Here is a 15,505-nt window from a genome sequence, read left to right as displayed (position 1 = left end):
CCCTTTTTATTTGTCGTCCCATTCGATATGGGTAAAGAATCCGGCGCTGCTCGCTGCCTTTTCCAGTAAGGCTTGAGCCTCAGCTTCAGCCTCGTAATTGGCCTTGCCAAGTAAGCGGCTAAGCCAGCTCCACTGTTGTTGCGGCCAGACCAACCAAGTGGGTGGCGTGGTGTCATCCTCAGTTTTACCGAGATAAAACGACACTGGCATGCCAGCAACGTTAGCCTCCACCACCTGCATAAAATCTTCGTCGGTCACATTGCCGGTGATGACGCCTTCTTTTTCCAGGGCGCCAAGCAGCCATTGGGCAAAAGCGTTGTTATCGGCGAAGTCTGCGGTTTGCAGATACAGGTAGCGGCGAGGCATCAGGCTTCTTCCATTGCCGATTCCGGCTCGGGGGCCTTGGCGTCGATAAAGATCCAGTCTTTTTCTTCCACCAGGTTGACGGTGCCGTCGCGGGTGGTGCGAATGGGCACCACCACGTCACAGGAAATTTGCGGTTTCACTGAGGCGAAAATGGGCACAAAGCCAAAGTGGCGGGCGGTGTCGATAATGGCCCGCTGGTTGGAGGGGTCTATGTCCGCCGCTTCGTCGATATAAAGGGGAATGCGGTACAGGCCGCGCTCTTTTTCGCTGAGTAGCTGGCGGATAAACAGCATGCCGCAAAGCAGCTTGATGGTGATGCGGGTACCGTTGGAGCCGGCCGAGTCGATTTTGTCGTAAGAGTCGGTGTTACCGGCCCGGTCTGTGACCTTAAAGCGGATATCAAAAAGGTCGTCCAGAGTCAGGCCGGCGGCGTCGGTGCCCACCTTGATAAGGTAATCCTTGGCTTCGCCCAGGGCCTTGTCGTCGGTGGGTTGGTTGAGGTCAAGAAGGTCAAAGCTCTCGCCGCTCTCGTAAGTGCGGGAGGTCTCCAAGATGGTGTCGATGTGCTGCACCAGCTGCGGCCTGTCCACCACCTCGATTTTAAAGCCCTTGAGGTTGGAGATGGGGTGGCGGGTGATGCCCTGGTTAAAGCGCTCCATCTCGCCGTGCAGGCGGTGCAGGTCGTTACGCAAGGAACTTAAGGTCCCGGCCACGTCTACCAGCGCCGCGCGGGCCTGGCGGGCGATCACTTCCCGCTCTGCCGGCAGGTTGTGGAAGCTGTTAATGAGCTTCATGCAGCGGGTTTCTTCGTCCGGCTCGCCGTCAAACTGGCTGATGCCTTGCTTGAACAGGTGCATGTAGGTGTTGCTGATGCCAAGGTCATGGTCGCGCAGCTCCCGGCACTCGCGGTTAAAGTGCTCCAGGCTCTCACTCAGGGCGTCCATGTCCAGACGGATATCAATCATGTAAGGGGTGGTGCGGCCGCTGATAAGATCCAGTTGGTCGTCGATGCGCTGGCCCTTGACCCGGCTTAGGGTCTCGTCCTGACGCTTGAACTGGTCCTCGGTGACTTTCAGTTGCATCAGCTGATCGTTAAGGCGGCTTTCCATGGCCCTCAGCTCTTCGAGCTGCTCGCGAAGGCCCGCTTCTTCCTCGGCCAGGGTGTCGAATTGAGCCTGGCGCTCAGGGTAAAGGGCCTGCATCTCCTCAAAGCGCTTGAAGGCGCGAAGGGCCGCTTGTTCTTCTTCCACCTGCCGTTCCAGGGCGCTCTTTTCGGCCAGTTTGGCTTCCAAGTCCTGGGCCACCTTCAGCTGGGCGTTAAGCTGGTTGAGCTCCGCTTCCTGCTGGTCGATGGTTTCTTTTAAATGCAGCTTGTCTTCGCTGGCGGAGAACTGCGCCGAGTGCAGGTGGCTCAAATCCACCGTCGCCCCCGGCAGCTGCATGATATGGCCCTTGATGGCGCTGGCCACGGCTTCCAAGAAGTCGCCAAAGGCGCTGTCGTCGTTTATCTCCACCTCGCCGCCCTTGGCGGTGGACAGCGCCAGCAGATCCGGGTTCAGCAGCTTGCTGACTTCGGCCATTTCTCCCGGCGCCAGATCTTCACGGAGCCTTGAGTAAAGGTTGTACTCGAGGTTCTTAAATTGCAGCTTGTTGGAGCTGAGCTGGCGGCGAAGGTCCTTGATGCGCCGCTCGATGGCGGACATCGGCTGGGCCTTGGCCGAGGCCAGCAGGCCCACCAATTCTTCGTATTCGGCCTTGAGGCTGGCGATATTGGCCTTGAGGGTGGGTTCGTCCACCAGGGCAAAGTCCTGGTAGAGGGCATTGTACTCGTCCAGCCATTGGCCAAGGCTGGTCTTGGTGCCGCCCAGGGCCAGCATCTGGTTTTGCAAGAAGCTGAACTTGTCTTTGAGGCCGGCCTTGTCTTCTGACAGTTGCTCGCGGCGGGACGACAGCTCCTGGTGTTTCTCGTCCATATGGTCGTGCCACTGCACCAGGGCTTCGTCCAGGCGCGGCTGGTAGGCGGCCAGTTTGCCCTTGAGCACGGCGCGGCTGTCTAAGAGATGCTCCAGGGCCTTAACAGCGTCGGCTTCTTTTTCCATGGCCAAAAGCTGGGCGCGCATGCGGTTAACCCGGTCAAAGGCGCTGTGCCACACCGCCAAAAAATCGATGCGGGCATTGGAAAAATGCCGGTCGAAGACCTTGAGCATAAAGCCCTTCACGTCCTGGGCGGTGAGCTTGTGCAGGTTCAGCATGCGCCGGAAAATTTCTTTATAAACCGGCGCGTCCGAGACGTTATTGAGGGGAATGAGCTTCATGGCCAGGTGGTCGTAAGGGCTGGCGCCACCGGTCAAAAGGGCGTTCAGTTCAGAGGCTTTCAGCTCCTGGGGAATGCGGCCGTATTGCTGCAAACGCTCCATCAGCTTGCCGTAGGGCAGTATCGCCTTGCCGTCCATGTAGTCGCTCATGTCCAGCGGCCCTTCGTAGCAGAAGTACTGGTACTGGTAGCCGCTGGCTTTGCCGCGGCCGGCAACGCCTATGGTCATGGCACGGTCGCCCGGCAGGCGCGCTTCTAGCAGCACATAGGAGCGGTCGGTGGCGAAGTAGAACTTGCGGGTTTCTTCAAAGCTGTGGCCGTCCCATTCGGTGAGCCGCATGTCGTTGATCAGGGGAAACTGCAAGGCGTTGATCACCGACGATTTGCCGGTGTTGTTGGGGGCGCACACCGACACCGATTTATCCAATGGCAGCACGCACTTGCCGTAACCGGCGGTATTTAAAAGGGCCAGCTTGGTCAGGCCATAACACTCAGCCATCGACTTTCTCCTCGGTCAGGGCCAGGGCGGCGTCCAGGAAACGGTGGCAGGGGGCCAGCAGTTTGAAGCCGTCGCCCTCTTCGCGGGCAAAGCCCAGGCGCACCATGCGGTTAAAGACTTCCTTGCGAAGGTCCGAGGCGCTTTGCACGTTGAGCTGCTCAAAAAGCGGCAGGTGGCGGCTTACCAGTTGGTCCATCTCGGTAAAGCCCAAGACGTTGTCAAAAAGGGCGTTGACCGGGTCTTTGCCGGCGTCGGCAAAGTCTTCCACCAGGCAGTAGAGGGTCAGGGCAAACCACTGGGAGGTCTTCGACATGTTCACCGAGGTTTCCGGGGTGTCGAAGTAGAAAAAACCGCGTTCGTCATGCTTGAGGCTGTAGCCCAGAGCCGCAAAGAGGGCGGCGTAGGCGTCGTGCTGGGCGCTTAGCTCCAGCCACAGGCCGGGCTCGGTTTCACTCAGGTGATAGCCGGCCGCCAGCTTGCGGTGAATGTCTTCCAGGGCCTTGAGTTCGGCCAAATCAATCTGCATGGCGGATCTCCAGCGGATGAAGTTGAATGGTGCAGTCTTTGAGTTCCAGGGTTTGGCGCTCGCCGTGGGGCGCCTCGGCCTGAAGCTGAATGTGTTGGTAGAGGTGCAAAAGCTCGTCTGCCGCCAGATCTGGGTAGCTGGCTACCAGCCAGTGGATGGCGCTTTTTTGTTTGGCGGCCTTGAAGGCACTTTGCACCTCGGCCGGGTCTGGCAGGTGCATGTGGCTGGGCGGCGCCAGGTCGTCATCGTCGGGCAGTACCACTTCTTGTTCTTGGAAGTTGGCTATATCACCCAAGTAGGCCAGCAACTGGTGTTGGCTGGCCAAGGTGCGGCGCTGGTTATCAGAGGCCAGCACCGGCATGGCAGTCAGGGCCCGCTCCAGGCCTTTTTTACGCACCTCGCCCAAGAGCGCCGAGGCGGCCTTGGCAATCAGGGTGTTCTTACGCAGCTCTTGTCGCAGCGGCAGCAACAAGTCGGAGGCGCGGCGCAGGCTTTCGCGGCCCTCGTTAAAGAGCACCAGGATGCGGGTGCGCAGCAGCAACAGGCCATTGCGCACTTCAAAGAGGTGGCCGGCCTTTTCCAGGCGGCGGTGCTGGTAATGCAGGTTTACCGCCAGGGCGTCCAGGGCCTGGGCAAAGCGGCCGTTGGTGTCGAGCATGTCCACCATGGGCTCGACGTAATCATCAAAGGCGTCCAGCACCAGTTGGTAGCGGTGATTGAGAGACAAATCACTCTGGCCCTTGGCGGTTTCCGCCAGGCGGTAGATGGCCCCTTCGTTGTCTTTGAACTGGCCGGCCACCTTGCGCACCAGGTTGTCGATGCGGCGCAGGTAACGGCGGCTGTCTTCGTTATCCAGGGCTTCGAGGCTTTCTTCGAGTTTGGCGCTGAGGCGGGCAATTTCTTCGAGCTGGGCTTCAATTTCCCCGGCCAGGCCCAACTGGTGTTCTTTGACCAGGTACTGGACAAACTCGAAGACGGCGCCGTTCATCTCCAGCAAGCTGGATTTGGGTAGCGGCAATACGAGGTCCAGGCTCAGCAGCCGCTCGGCCTCTTTAAAGACCTTGTCGTGGCCCCAATCCGGGTATTGCTGGCGAAACAGGCCCTGGAGATCCTGAAAACTAAAGGGGCTGAAGCCGAAGTGCTCTACCAAACGCTCGAAGGTAGACCAGTGTTCGGCCAGCAACCGTATGATTTTGCTGGGGTGATGCATGCAGTCTCTCAGCCTTTTATAAGGCTTTGGTCAGTTGTCCCAATATGGCGGGGCGCGCGGCGCCGGTCGCCTCCGGCAGGTTGCCAGGAAGTCCGTTGATAAATTGCCGGGCCAGCCAAGCAAAGGCCATGGCTTCGAGCCAGTCGCCCGGAATGCCCTGCTGGTCGGTGGTGGTCCAGTCAAGGGCTGGCAGTTTGGCCTTCAAGGCCTGCATCAGCACCGGGTTCTGGGCGCCGCCGCCGCACACTGCCACCCGGCCTGTTACCGCCAGGGCCTTTAAATGCAAGGCGACCGACTCGGCGGTGAGCTGCAACAAGGTGGCCTGCACATCGGCTGGCGCTTCCTTGCCGGTTAAAAAGCCGTCCAGCCAGTCCAGATGAAACAGCTCGCGGCCGGTGGATTTGGGCCAGGGCTGGGAAAAGTACGGCTCGGCCAGCAGTTTTTCAAGTAACTCGGGCAGCACCTTGCCGGAGGCGGCGAAGGCGCCGTCTTTATCGAAGCTCTGGCCTTGGTGGCGGCGCATCCAGGCGTCCATCAGGGTGTTGCCGGGGCCGGTATCAAAGCCGCAGACACTGTCGCCGAGGAAGGTGACATTGGCAATACCGCCGATGTTGAGCACCGCATCACTTTTCAGCACTTCCTTATGAAAAGCCGGCACCAAAGGTGCGCCCTGGCCGCCAAGGGCCAAGTCCTTCATCCGAAAGTTACTGACCACGTCGATGCCGGTTTCCACCGCCAGGGTGGAGGCGTCGCCAATCTGCACGCTAAAGCCCCACTGAGGGCGGTGGCGGATGGTCTGGCCGTGGCTGCCAATGGCCATGACCTGGTCAGGGGAGATGGCGGCTTTTTTCAATAGCGCCCGGCAGGCTTTGGCGCTGGCCTTGGCGAAGGCCAGGCTCATGCTCATCACCGCATCGAGGCTGTCGCTGCCCGGCTGGCACAACAGGTGCAACCCTTGGCAGAGTTTGTCTGGCAGCGGTTCGAGGTGGGTGGCCAGCAGCTTGGGCGCCGGGTGCTCGAAATCCACCAGCACCGCGTCGATGCCGTCCATGCTGGTGCCGCTCATCAGGCCAATATAGAGGCTCATGCCAATCTCCCTTTTGTGCACAGGGCTTTTTACTGTGGCCAGCATACATGGCAAGGGGCGGATTTGGCAGGTTTGGCACAGACAACAACGCCCGCTAAATGCGGGCGTTGTGACGGGGTTCAGCCTTGGTGCGGCGGCTGGTTATTTCATGGCCAGCATGATGCGCTTTTGGTTACTCAGGCGGGCCATCATGTCCTGGGCCTGGGTCCTGAAGTCGGCCAGCTCGGCTTTGGGCACCGGGGCGGCCTCTGGCAGCGGCACGGTGCGGGGGTTGCGGTGTACGCCGTTAACCAAAAATTCGTAATGCAGGTGTGGCCCGGTAACCCGGCCGGTGGCGCCCACCTTGCCGATGGTCTGGCCCTGGCGCACCTTCATGCCGGCTGCCACCAAGCGTTTGGAGAGGTGCAGGTACTTGGTGACGAACTGCTCGCCGTGCTTGATGAAGATGTAGTTGCCGTTAAGGCTCGAATAGCCCGATTTTACTACCCGGCCATCACCCGAGGCATACACCGGCGTGCCCACGGCAGCGGCGTAGTCGATGCCGTTATGAGGGCGTACCCGACCTGTTACCGGGTGCAGGCGGCGCGGGTTGAAGCTCGACGAGATGTACTTGTAGCTCACCGGCGAGCGCAAGAAGGCTTTGCGCAGGGACTGGCCGTTGGGGGTGTAGTAGTTGCCGTCGCTGTGGCGCACCGCGTTGTAGGTGATGCCCTGGTTGGTAAAGCTGACCGCCAGGATATCGCCGTCTGAGACGAAATCGCCGTCCACATAATCTTGCTGGTAAAGCACCGCGAAGCTGTCGCCGTGGCGCAGCTCAAGGGCAAAGTCGATGTCGTAGCCGAAGATGTTGGCAATGCCGTCAATCACCGCCGGGCTCAGGCCTGCTCGGACCCCGGCGTTCCAGAAGTTGGAGGTAATGGTGCCGGTGGCGAACTCTTCGCGGTGTTCAACGGGAATGGTGTCGCTTTGCAGCTGGTAGTTGCCGTCTTGCTGCACCACGTTGAGGATCTGGGTGCGGCTCATGGCGTAGCGGATGGCCAGCAGGGTGCCGTTTTCGTCTTTGGCGAAATCCAGTTTCTCGCCGGGGCGAAGCTCGGTGAGCGGTTTGGCTTTGGCGCCGAGGTTGGCCAGCATGTCGTGCAGGGTACGGGCCGAAAGGCCAGCGCGGTCAAAGAGTTTGGCCAGGCTATCGCCCGATTTTACGGTCTCGGTGTGCCAGGCGTATTCCGGGGCAGTGTCGGATTCCACCAGCGGGCGGGACTCGACATTAACCACCAGCGGGTAGCGCTCCCCGACCTTGAGCTTCTCAAGATCATGGTCGCGGGTGGCTTCGGCGTCTTCGGACGGAAGCAGCAGCGCCAGCGCCAACAGGGCGCTGATACCACTCACCAGAATTTTATGGCCCTTCGGTAGGGCTTGAAAATGCTGCAGCATAGGCGATTTGGGCAGGTAAGTTATTGAATGCAGCTGAGCTGCCTAATCCTTGGGCAGTCTATCGGCTTTTATTGGCCTTAGCCAATCGGATACACTAGGCCCTTATGACTTTTTGCCGTGAAATGAGGTTTTGATCATGACTTTGGCCCAGGACGCCCTGGAAATCCTGAAACGGGGTGTAGAAGAGATCCTGGTTGAAGAGGAGCTTGTCGCCAAGCTCAAGGAAAACCGCCCGCTGCGCATCAAACTGGGTGCCGACCCGACCGCACCCGACATCCACCTCGGCCATACCGTGGTGCTGAACAAAATGCGCCAGTTCCAGGATCTGGGTCATGAGGTGATCTTTCTCATCGGTGACTTCACCGGCATGATCGGTGACCCCTCCGGCAAAAACACCACCCGCCCGCCGCTCACCCGCGAAGATGTGCTGCGTAACGCCGAGACCTACAAAGAGCAGGTGTTCAAAATTCTCGACCCGGCCAAGACCCAAGTGGTGTTCAACTCCTCCTGGCTTGAAGCGCTGGGCGCGGCCGGTATGCTCAAATTGGCCTCCAACCTCACCGTGGCGCGGATGCTGGAGCGGGACGACTTTAAAAAGCGTTTTGCCGGCAACCAGCCTATCGCCATTCACGAGTTCATGTACCCGCTGCTGCAAGGGTACGACTCTGTGGCCCTCAAGGCCGACGTGGAGCTGGGCGGTACCGACCAGAAGTTCAACCTGCTGATGGGCCGTGAGCTGCAAAAATCCGAAGGCCAGCCTACCCAGGTGGTGATGATGATGCCGCTTCTCGAAGGCCTGGACGGCGTCAAGAAGATGTCCAAGTCGGCGGGCAACTACATCGGTATCAACGACGCTCCCACCGAGATGTTCGGCAAAATCATGTCGGTCAGCGACGAGCTGATGTGGCGCTACTTTGAGCTGCTGTCGTTCCGCCCCATGGACGAAATCGCCGGCTTTAAAGAGGCCATCAGCGGCGGCGCCAACCCCCGCGACTATAAAATTCTGCTGGCCAAGGAAATCATCGCCCGCTTCCACAGCGATGCTGACGCCGAAGCGGCCCACGAAGACTTCATCCAGCGTTTCCAGAAAAACGCCATCCCCGATGAAATGGATGACGTGACAGTGCAGGCCGAAGGCGAAGGCTTGGCCATTGCCAACCTCTTGAAAGACGCCGGCCTGGTGGGCTCCACCTCCGACGGCATGCGCATGATCAAGCAAGGCGCGGTCAAGCAGGATGGCGAGAAGGTCGAGGATGCCAAGCTGGTGGTGGCCAAAGGCACCACGGCGGTGTTCCAGGTGGGTAAACGCAAGTTTGCCAGGGTCACAGTGGCCTGATGACAAAAACGGCGCCCAAGGGCGCCGTTTTTATTGATAAGCCCCTCGCTGAGGGGCTTTTTTATTACTGGTAGCTGGCGGTCAGGGTGACACCGCTGAAGGTGCGGTAGGCCCGGATACCGATATACCAGGTGCCAGCAGCAGGAGAGCTGATAGAGCAGCTTTCGTTGTTACCGCTCAGGTAAGGGCGGCAGCTGTAGCTGGTGGTGGTGGGCTGGGAGCCTTGGCGCAGGTACAGATCGGCATCGCCGCTGCCACCGCTGATGGACACGTCCAGGCTGGTGGTGCCGGCCGCAATCTCAACCGGGTAGTACAGCCAGTTGTTGCGGGTGGCAGACAGGTTGCTTTCGGTAAAGCCACCAGTGTCGCCATCGCCGCCGCCATTATCGCCACCGTCGCTACCGCCGGCGCAGCCGTATTCGGTCAGGTAGTCAACGGCGTCCTGGGCTTGCACCAGGCCGTAGCCGTAGTAGTTGTCGCGGCCGCTGGAGCCAAGGTCCTTGGCGGTTGCGTCAAGGGCAGAGCGGATCTCGGTGGCGGAGCAGCTCGGGAAGTAGCTCCACACCAGGGCGGCAACACCGGCAACGTGCGGGGTGGCCATGGAGGTGCCGTTGTAGTAGTCGTAATCCTGGCCGCCAGACACGGTCAGGGTGGCGCTCTGGCCGGCTTTGGCTGCCAGGGCAAGACCGGTGGCACGGTCAACCGAGGCGGTGGGGAAGTCGGCATTACCAGTGGAATCAATCAGGTAAGGCGCTTCCAGCCCGGGCAGGGACGACTTGGAGTAGATGATGGCACCGACGCCGCCGGCGCTGGCACAAGCCTGGGCAGCATCCCCTTCAGGATAGGTGCCGGAAGACTCGTTGGCGGTACGCTCCACCACGCAGATTTTACCGCTGGCGCCGCTACAGCTGGCGCTGGAGCCGGTGGTGGTACAGGCTGCCAGATCGGCGGTGACCGAGCCGTTGACATCGTTGGACACATAGCTGCTACCGCTGATGGTGTAGCGCTGATGCGGCACCACGCCCTGGTCGGCGTAGCTGGTGCCGCCGACGGTGATTTGGGCTTCGCGGCCGTCACCGGGGATAACGGTGGAGCGCACCGCCACACCGGGGGCAGCCAGTTCGACCTGGTTGTTGTACTGGGAGAAATAGGCCCAGTCTTCGTTGTTATCCACCGCTGCTACCGACACCACCGAGTTATAGGAGGCAGGGTAGGACAGGGTGCTGTCACCGTCGTTACCGGCAGCGGCGATAGAGAGCACGCCGTTACTCAGCAGCTGGCTGAAGGCGTTGGACTCGGTGGTGGACGAACCGCCGCCACCCAGGCTCATGTTGATAACCGAGGCGCCAGCGTCGGCGCAGGCCTCGGCGGCATCCACCAGATCAGAGGCGGTAGGCCAGTTGCCGTCGTTGTCGAAGACTTTGACGATGTAGAGGTCAACCTGCTGGTTCGGGAAGATCCCCACCACCCCTTCGCCATTACCGCCGATACCGGCGATGGTGCCGGCAACGTGGGTGCCGTGGCTAACGCCGGGGGAGCTCCATACACCGGTGCCGCTGTTGCCTTCACCGCTGACATTGCTGGTGGTCAAATCGGGATGGCCCAGGGCAAAGCCGGTGTCCATGATACAAACCTTCTTGCCGGACGGGGCGTTGGCGCCCAGGGTGCCGGCGGCCTGCACCTTGCTGATACCCCAAGGCAAAATTTCGCCAAGGGTGGTGGACATGGGCTTACGAATAGGGTCGGGCTCGATGTAGTCGACATCAGGGTCGGCTTTGAGCTTACGGAATTCGGCGGTGGTGAGGGTGGCACCAATGGCGTTGAAGCGCTCCAGGCGGTTACGTACCTTACCGCCGGTCTTGGTTACCAGGTTGGCGTTTTCCAGGGCGCGGCTTTTGCGCTCCAGAGCGTTCATGGCCTGCAGGCTCATGTTGCCCCGCTCCTTGAACTTGACGATGTAGCGGGTCGCGGTTTGGTCGTTGCTGTCATCTAGGAAGGGCGGGGTCATGCCTTTGGCGGCGCTGACCGAGGGAGCCAAAACGGAACAAAGAGCCAGGGCTACGGGGGCCAGGCGCAAAGACACTTGCGATACTTTCATGGTGAGTCGTCCTCTGCATTGTTGTTGTCCTGTGCTTTTACCGACTGCCTTATCTGGGGCACAGGGGGCTTCACCATTTCACAAATGTTTCAATTCTGTAGTGATCCTGATCGCTCTTTTGATACCACTGGTTGGTCATTATCCAACAGTATTTTTATACAGGGTCAGGGGTTGTAAATGGGGCCGCCATCGCGCTGGTAATTGTCTAAAACGCCTTTTGCATCAGCACGTAACAGGCCACGCTCCACTTTAACGCCGGCCTTTTCCAGATAGCGGTAAGACTCGTAAAACACCGGGCCCTCATCAAAGCCGATGGCCCGGGCGTCGTCGCCGCTGGCGGCGCACACCAGTCGCTGCACGCCACTCCACAACGTGGCACCCAGGCACATGGCGCAAGGCTCGCATGAGGTAAAGAGGGCACAGGGCACCGATTTGAGGGAAAAGGCCTGCAATTGGTGCTGAGCCATCATGATGGCGGTCACTTCCCCGTGCAGGCAGGAATTGTGGTTGGCCACCACCGCATTGACTCCAACGCCCAGCAATCGCCCGTCCTGTTCACTGAAAATGGCGGCGCCGAACGGGCCACCGGTGCCCCTTGCCACATTTTCTTTAGCAAGTTGTATGGCAAGACGCATTTTTTCATTATCGTCCTGATAGTGCTTTTGCCAGTCCACTAACGGTATGATCCACTCAGGCAGCTTGGCCGACAGAGTCAGGCTGGGGGAAGCGGTGTGGGTGTCCAAGATCATGGGCAAACTCCTTTTTTGTGAAAAGCTTGTGTCTAGCCATTAACACGCCGATTCCCTTCATAAAAAGAAGATTTTTTACGAAAACGTTTCTATAACAAGCTGTTGTGATCCAGTTCGGTAATTTCTCCATGTGCTTATACAGCATGAGTTTATTGGGGGTATGGAAAGATTACCGTTTGGTCTTACGGGCCCTTTGGGCCAAGGAGGAAGGGTGAACCGACCAACTCTAAGAATAGCCGCGCTGCTGCTGTTGCCACTTTGCCTGATGGTTAAAGCCATGGCGGCCGATGCCCCCGAAGTGGCCACTTACACCAAAGACGGCCCCTTTAGCCGTGACACCGTGGTCGAACTGGCCCGGCAACTGGCCAAAAAGCCTTTTAAGGCTGCGGACAAACCCCTGCCTGACGTCCTTGACGACCTCTCCTACGACGAATACAGCGATATTCATTTCGACCCCAACAAGGCTATTTGGGCCAAAGAAGGGCTGCCTTACCAGATGCAGCTGTTCCTGCGTGGGTTGTATTTCAAAGATCCGGTGGAAGTGGCCATCGTCAACAACGGCGAAGCCAAGCACCTGGCCTTTGACCCGACCATGTTCACCACCGGCAAGGCCATGACCAAGCCGCTGCCTAATCAAGACATCGGTTTCTCCGGGCTGCGCCTGCACGCGCCTTTTGCCAGCGGTTATTACGACGAAGTGGCGGTATTCCAAGGCGCCAGCAACTTCCGCTCCTTGGGCAAAGGCCAAAACTATGGCTTGTCTGCCCGTGGCCTAGCCATCAAGACCGCCGACCCTCAAGGTGAGGAGTTCCCGGCCTTTCGCGCCTTCTGGATTGAAAAGCCCTCCAAGGAAAGCAACTCCATTCTGGTTTACGCCCTTTTGGATAGCCCCAGCGCCACCGGCGCCTACCGCTTTACCATCCGCCCCGGCGAGAACACCGTGATGGACGTAGAAGCGGTGGTGTTTCCCCGTACCGATCTCACCAAGGTGGGCCTGGCACCGGCGTCCAGCATGTACATGTTCTCCATGAATGACCGCCGCCGTGCAGACGATTACCGCCCCCAGGTACACGACTCCGATGGCCTGCTGATTTTGAACGGCAAAGGCGAGCGCCTGTGGCGGCCGCTGTCCAACCCCACCAGCTTGCAGCTGAGCGCCTTTGAAGACACCGCCCCTATGGGCTTTGGCCTGATGCAGCGCGACCGGGATTTTAACGACTACCAGGATCTCGACGCCCATTTTGAAAAGCGCCCGAGCCTGTGGGTTGAGCCGGTGGGCAACTGGGGCAAGGGCTCGGTCAACCTGATTGAGATCCCCAGCCAGTCTGAGATCCACGACAACATCATCGCCTTCTGGAACCCCAAAGAAGTGCTTAAGGCCGGCTCCGAGTACAGCTTCTCCTACCGCTTGAGCTGGGGCACCGAGCCGCTGTCCCGTGCGGTGCGAGTGGTGGAAACCGCCTCTGGCCGCGCCGATATCAAGGGCCCGACCCCAGATCGCCTCTACGTGGTGGACTACCAGGACACCCAGCCGCCCTCCGCCACTCCGCCCAAAGCGGTAGTGACTGCCTCGGCCGGTAATATCAGCGACGTAACCGTGGTGCCTAATCCCAAGGTACAGGGCTACCGGGTAAGCTTTAAGCTGCATCCGGGCGATGCCAAGCTCGCAGAGCTGCGCATGGAGCTCAAGTTTGAAGACGGCCGACAAGCCGAAACCTGGTTGTATCGCTGGGTGAGTGGCTCATGAGTACAGGGACTCCCGAGGAACTGGCCGGCTTGATGCCGCCCCAGGACCTCAAATCTGTTTACCGCCGTACCCCGGTTGACCCAAAAGCCGTCAAATCCCGCTGGTGGCGGCGGCTGTTGGTGGTGGGCAGCGCCATGGCGCTGTCGGCCTACGCCGTTTTTGAAATGTGGATGGTGTTTGCCGCCGGGAAGATAACCTGGCCCGAATACATCGTCATGGTGCTCTTCGCCATGACCTTTTGCTGGATTGCCCTGGCCTGCAGCACCGGCCTGGCCGGTTTTTACGCCCTGCGTTTTGGCCCCAAGCCTCAGTGGCAAACGGCGCCGCTCACCAAAAAGACGGTGGTGCTGATGCCCACCTACAACGAAGATCCGGCCCGGATCTTCGCGGCTATCGAAGCCATGGCGAGCGGCATTATCGAGGCCGGGGAAGGCGAGGCCTTTGATTGGTTCATCATTGCCGACACTACCAACCCCGAGGTGATGCTCCAAGAAGAAGAAGCGCTGCTGGCCATCCGCGAGCGCCTGGGCGACAAGGCCCGCATCTTCTACCGCCGCCGCCGCGAAAACCTGGCCCGTAAAGCCGGTAACGTCGCCGATTTTTGCCGCCGCTGGGGCCGCCATTACGACCATATGCTGGTGTTGGACGCCGATAGCCTTATCGCGCCTGACACCCTTATCCAACTGGCCCGGCGCATGGAAGCCAACCCCGACGCTGGCCTTATCCAGACCATTCCGCGCCTTATTCGCGGCACCACCTTGGTGGCGAGGGTCCAGCAGTTTGCCACTCGTATCTACGGGCCTATCGTCGGCACCGGCCTTGCCTGGTGGGTTGACCGTGACGGCAACTTCTGGGGCCACAACGCCATTATCCGCACCAGCGCCTTTATGGAATGTGCCGGTTTGCCGGAGCTGCCCGGTAAAGCGCCTTTTGGCGGCCATATCCTCAGCCACGATTTCGTGGAAGCCGCCTTGCTGCGCCGCGCCGGCTGGGTGGTGGATATCGCCTGGGATCTGGACGGCTCCTATGAAGAGAGCCCGCCGTCGCTGATTGATATGGCGGTGCGTGACCGGCGCTGGTGCCAGGGCAACCTGCAACATGCCAAGGTGCTGCCCACCCGTGGCCTGAGCTGGGTCAGCCGCATGCACATGGTGACCGGTATCATGTCTTACCTGAGCTCGCCGCTGTGGCTGCTGCTGGTACTGGCCGGTTTCGCCCTGGCCTTGCAGGCGCAGTTTATCCGCCCCGAATACTTCCCCGACACCTTCTCGCTGTTCCCCGCCTGGCCGGTGCTGGACTCCGAACGGGCGCTGTGGCTGTTTGCGGTGACCATGTTGGTGCTCTTTGCGCCCAAGCTGATGGGGCTGGCGTTGGGGCTTTCTGACAAAAGCCTTCGCCAGGAAAGTGGCGGTGCCTGGGGTCTTATCAAGAGCTTCTTTTTGGAAGTGATCCTCTCGGCGCTGATCGCCCCGGTGATGATGCTCATCCACTCCGGCGCCGTGATGTCGGTGTTCTTGGGCGCCGACAGCGGCTGGAATCCCCAGCGCCGGGATGATGGCAGCCTGCCCTGGGGTGATGTGTGGCGCCGCCACCGCAGCCATGTGGCGGCAGGGGTCATTTTAGCGCTGGCCGCTTGGTACAACTCCTGGCAGCTATTGGCCTGGTTGTCCCCGGCCATCCTCGGCATGTTGCTGGCGGTGCCGTTGTCCTACTACACCGCCTCGGCCAAGCTGGGTGAGTACTTTGCCGAGCGCGGCTGGCTGCGTATTCCGGAAGAGGCAGAGGCGCCCGCCATCGAAAAGGTGCTGGACCAAACCCTGCCTTATTACGAGGAGCGGCTGGCCAAGGCCCCAACATTGGAGACCTTGGCGACCGATCCGGTGATGGCGCGTCGCCGCCTGCCGCTCATCGATGCGGTGGCGCCCCGTAAGGCCGGGGTGGTTAAAGGCCAGGACGCCTTGGTGTTTACCAAGCTTTCTGACACCACAGACCCCCTCGAAGCTTTTTCCTTTATGGACAACAAGGAAAAGGCCTGGCTGCTCTCCACCCCCGAGCTTTACCAGCGCTTTGTGGCCATGACCGCCGACAAGGCGGTTGGCGCCGAAGTCTAAGCCATGAAAAAGCCCGCCATTCGGCGGG

The 15,505-nt window shown here is 60.0% G+C and carries 11 protein-coding genes; 3 read left to right on the top strand and 8 right to left on the bottom strand.

The features are described 5' to 3' along the window. Positions 1-6: 6 nt before the first annotated feature. From AC22G1_RS15845 to AC22G1_RS15820, 6 genes are all read right to left on the bottom strand, one after another. Positions 7-366 (bottom strand): hypothetical protein, encoded by a 360-nt coding sequence (locus AC22G1_RS15845; protein ID WP_487314222.1) that lies wholly within the window; start codon positions 364-366, stop codon positions 7-9. Continuing rightward, complete coding sequence (locus AC22G1_RS15840) at positions 366-3,179, bottom strand: Mks condensin complex protein MksF (RefSeq protein ID WP_487314221.1); 2,814 nt, start codon at positions 3,177-3,179, stop codon at positions 366-368. Before AC22G1_RS15840 ends, AC22G1_RS15845 begins: the two co-directional genes overlap by 1 nt. Then, positions 3,172-3,705, bottom strand: coding sequence for a condensin complex protein MksE (locus tag AC22G1_RS15835; protein ID WP_487314220.1), 534 nt, complete (start codon positions 3,703-3,705; stop codon positions 3,172-3,174). The genes AC22G1_RS15840 and AC22G1_RS15835 overlap by 8 nt, the downstream gene beginning before the upstream one ends. Beyond that, on the bottom strand, positions 3,695-4,915 hold the full coding sequence (locus AC22G1_RS15830) for an MksB family condensin complex protein (protein ID WP_487314219.1): 1,221 nt from the start codon (positions 4,913-4,915) through the stop codon (positions 3,695-3,697). Before AC22G1_RS15830 ends, AC22G1_RS15835 begins: the two co-directional genes overlap by 11 nt. Positions 4,916-4,931: 16 nt before the next feature. Next, positions 4,932-6,002 carry an anhydro-N-acetylmuramic acid kinase gene (locus tag AC22G1_RS15825; RefSeq protein ID WP_487314218.1) on the bottom strand — a complete coding sequence of 357 codons (1,071 nt, stop codon included), beginning with the start codon at positions 6,000-6,002 and terminating at the stop codon, positions 4,932-4,934. 141 nt (positions 6,003-6,143) lie between these two features. Next, complete coding sequence (locus AC22G1_RS15820; RefSeq protein WP_487314217.1) at positions 6,144-7,391, bottom strand: peptidoglycan DD-metalloendopeptidase family protein; 1,248 nt, start codon at positions 7,389-7,391, stop codon at positions 6,144-6,146. A gap of 181 nt (positions 7,392-7,572) precedes the next feature. Between AC22G1_RS15820 and tyrS the strand changes: the two genes are divergently transcribed. Continuing rightward, positions 7,573-8,772, top strand: coding sequence for a tyrosine--tRNA ligase (gene tyrS / locus AC22G1_RS15815; RefSeq protein ID WP_487314216.1), 1,200 nt, complete (start codon positions 7,573-7,575; stop codon positions 8,770-8,772). A gap of 64 nt (positions 8,773-8,836) precedes the next feature. On the opposite strand, the gene AC22G1_RS15810 is transcribed toward tyrS, so the two are convergent. Both AC22G1_RS15810 and AC22G1_RS15805 read right to left on the bottom strand, forming a co-directional pair. After that, positions 8,837-10,870: a S8 family serine peptidase gene (locus AC22G1_RS15810; RefSeq protein WP_487314215.1), complete on the bottom strand. Its 2,034-nt coding sequence runs from the start codon at positions 10,868-10,870 to the stop codon at positions 8,837-8,839. Between the two features lie 164 nt (positions 10,871-11,034). Beyond that, positions 11,035-11,619, bottom strand: coding sequence for a nucleoside deaminase (locus AC22G1_RS15805; RefSeq protein ID WP_487314214.1), 585 nt, complete (start codon positions 11,617-11,619; stop codon positions 11,035-11,037). A gap of 211 nt (positions 11,620-11,830) precedes the next feature. Between AC22G1_RS15805 and AC22G1_RS15800 the strand changes: the two genes are divergently transcribed. Together AC22G1_RS15800 and mdoH are read left to right on the top strand one after the other, a co-directional pair. Next, entirely contained in the window at positions 11,831-13,366 is a 1,536-nt protein-coding gene (locus tag AC22G1_RS15800) for an OpgD/OpgG family glucan biosynthesis protein (protein WP_487314213.1), read from the top strand. Beyond that, positions 13,363-15,477, top strand: a complete 2,115-nt coding sequence (mdoH, locus tag AC22G1_RS15795) for a glucans biosynthesis glucosyltransferase MdoH (protein WP_487314212.1) — start codon at positions 13,363-13,365, stop codon at positions 15,475-15,477. Before AC22G1_RS15800 ends, mdoH begins: the two co-directional genes overlap by 4 nt. The last annotated feature ends 28 nt before the right edge of the window (positions 15,478-15,505 follow it).

The sequence above is a fragment of the Gallaecimonas zhanjiangensis genome (genome assembly GCF_057624825.1).
This window is presented reverse-complemented; position numbering and strand designations above follow the sequence as displayed.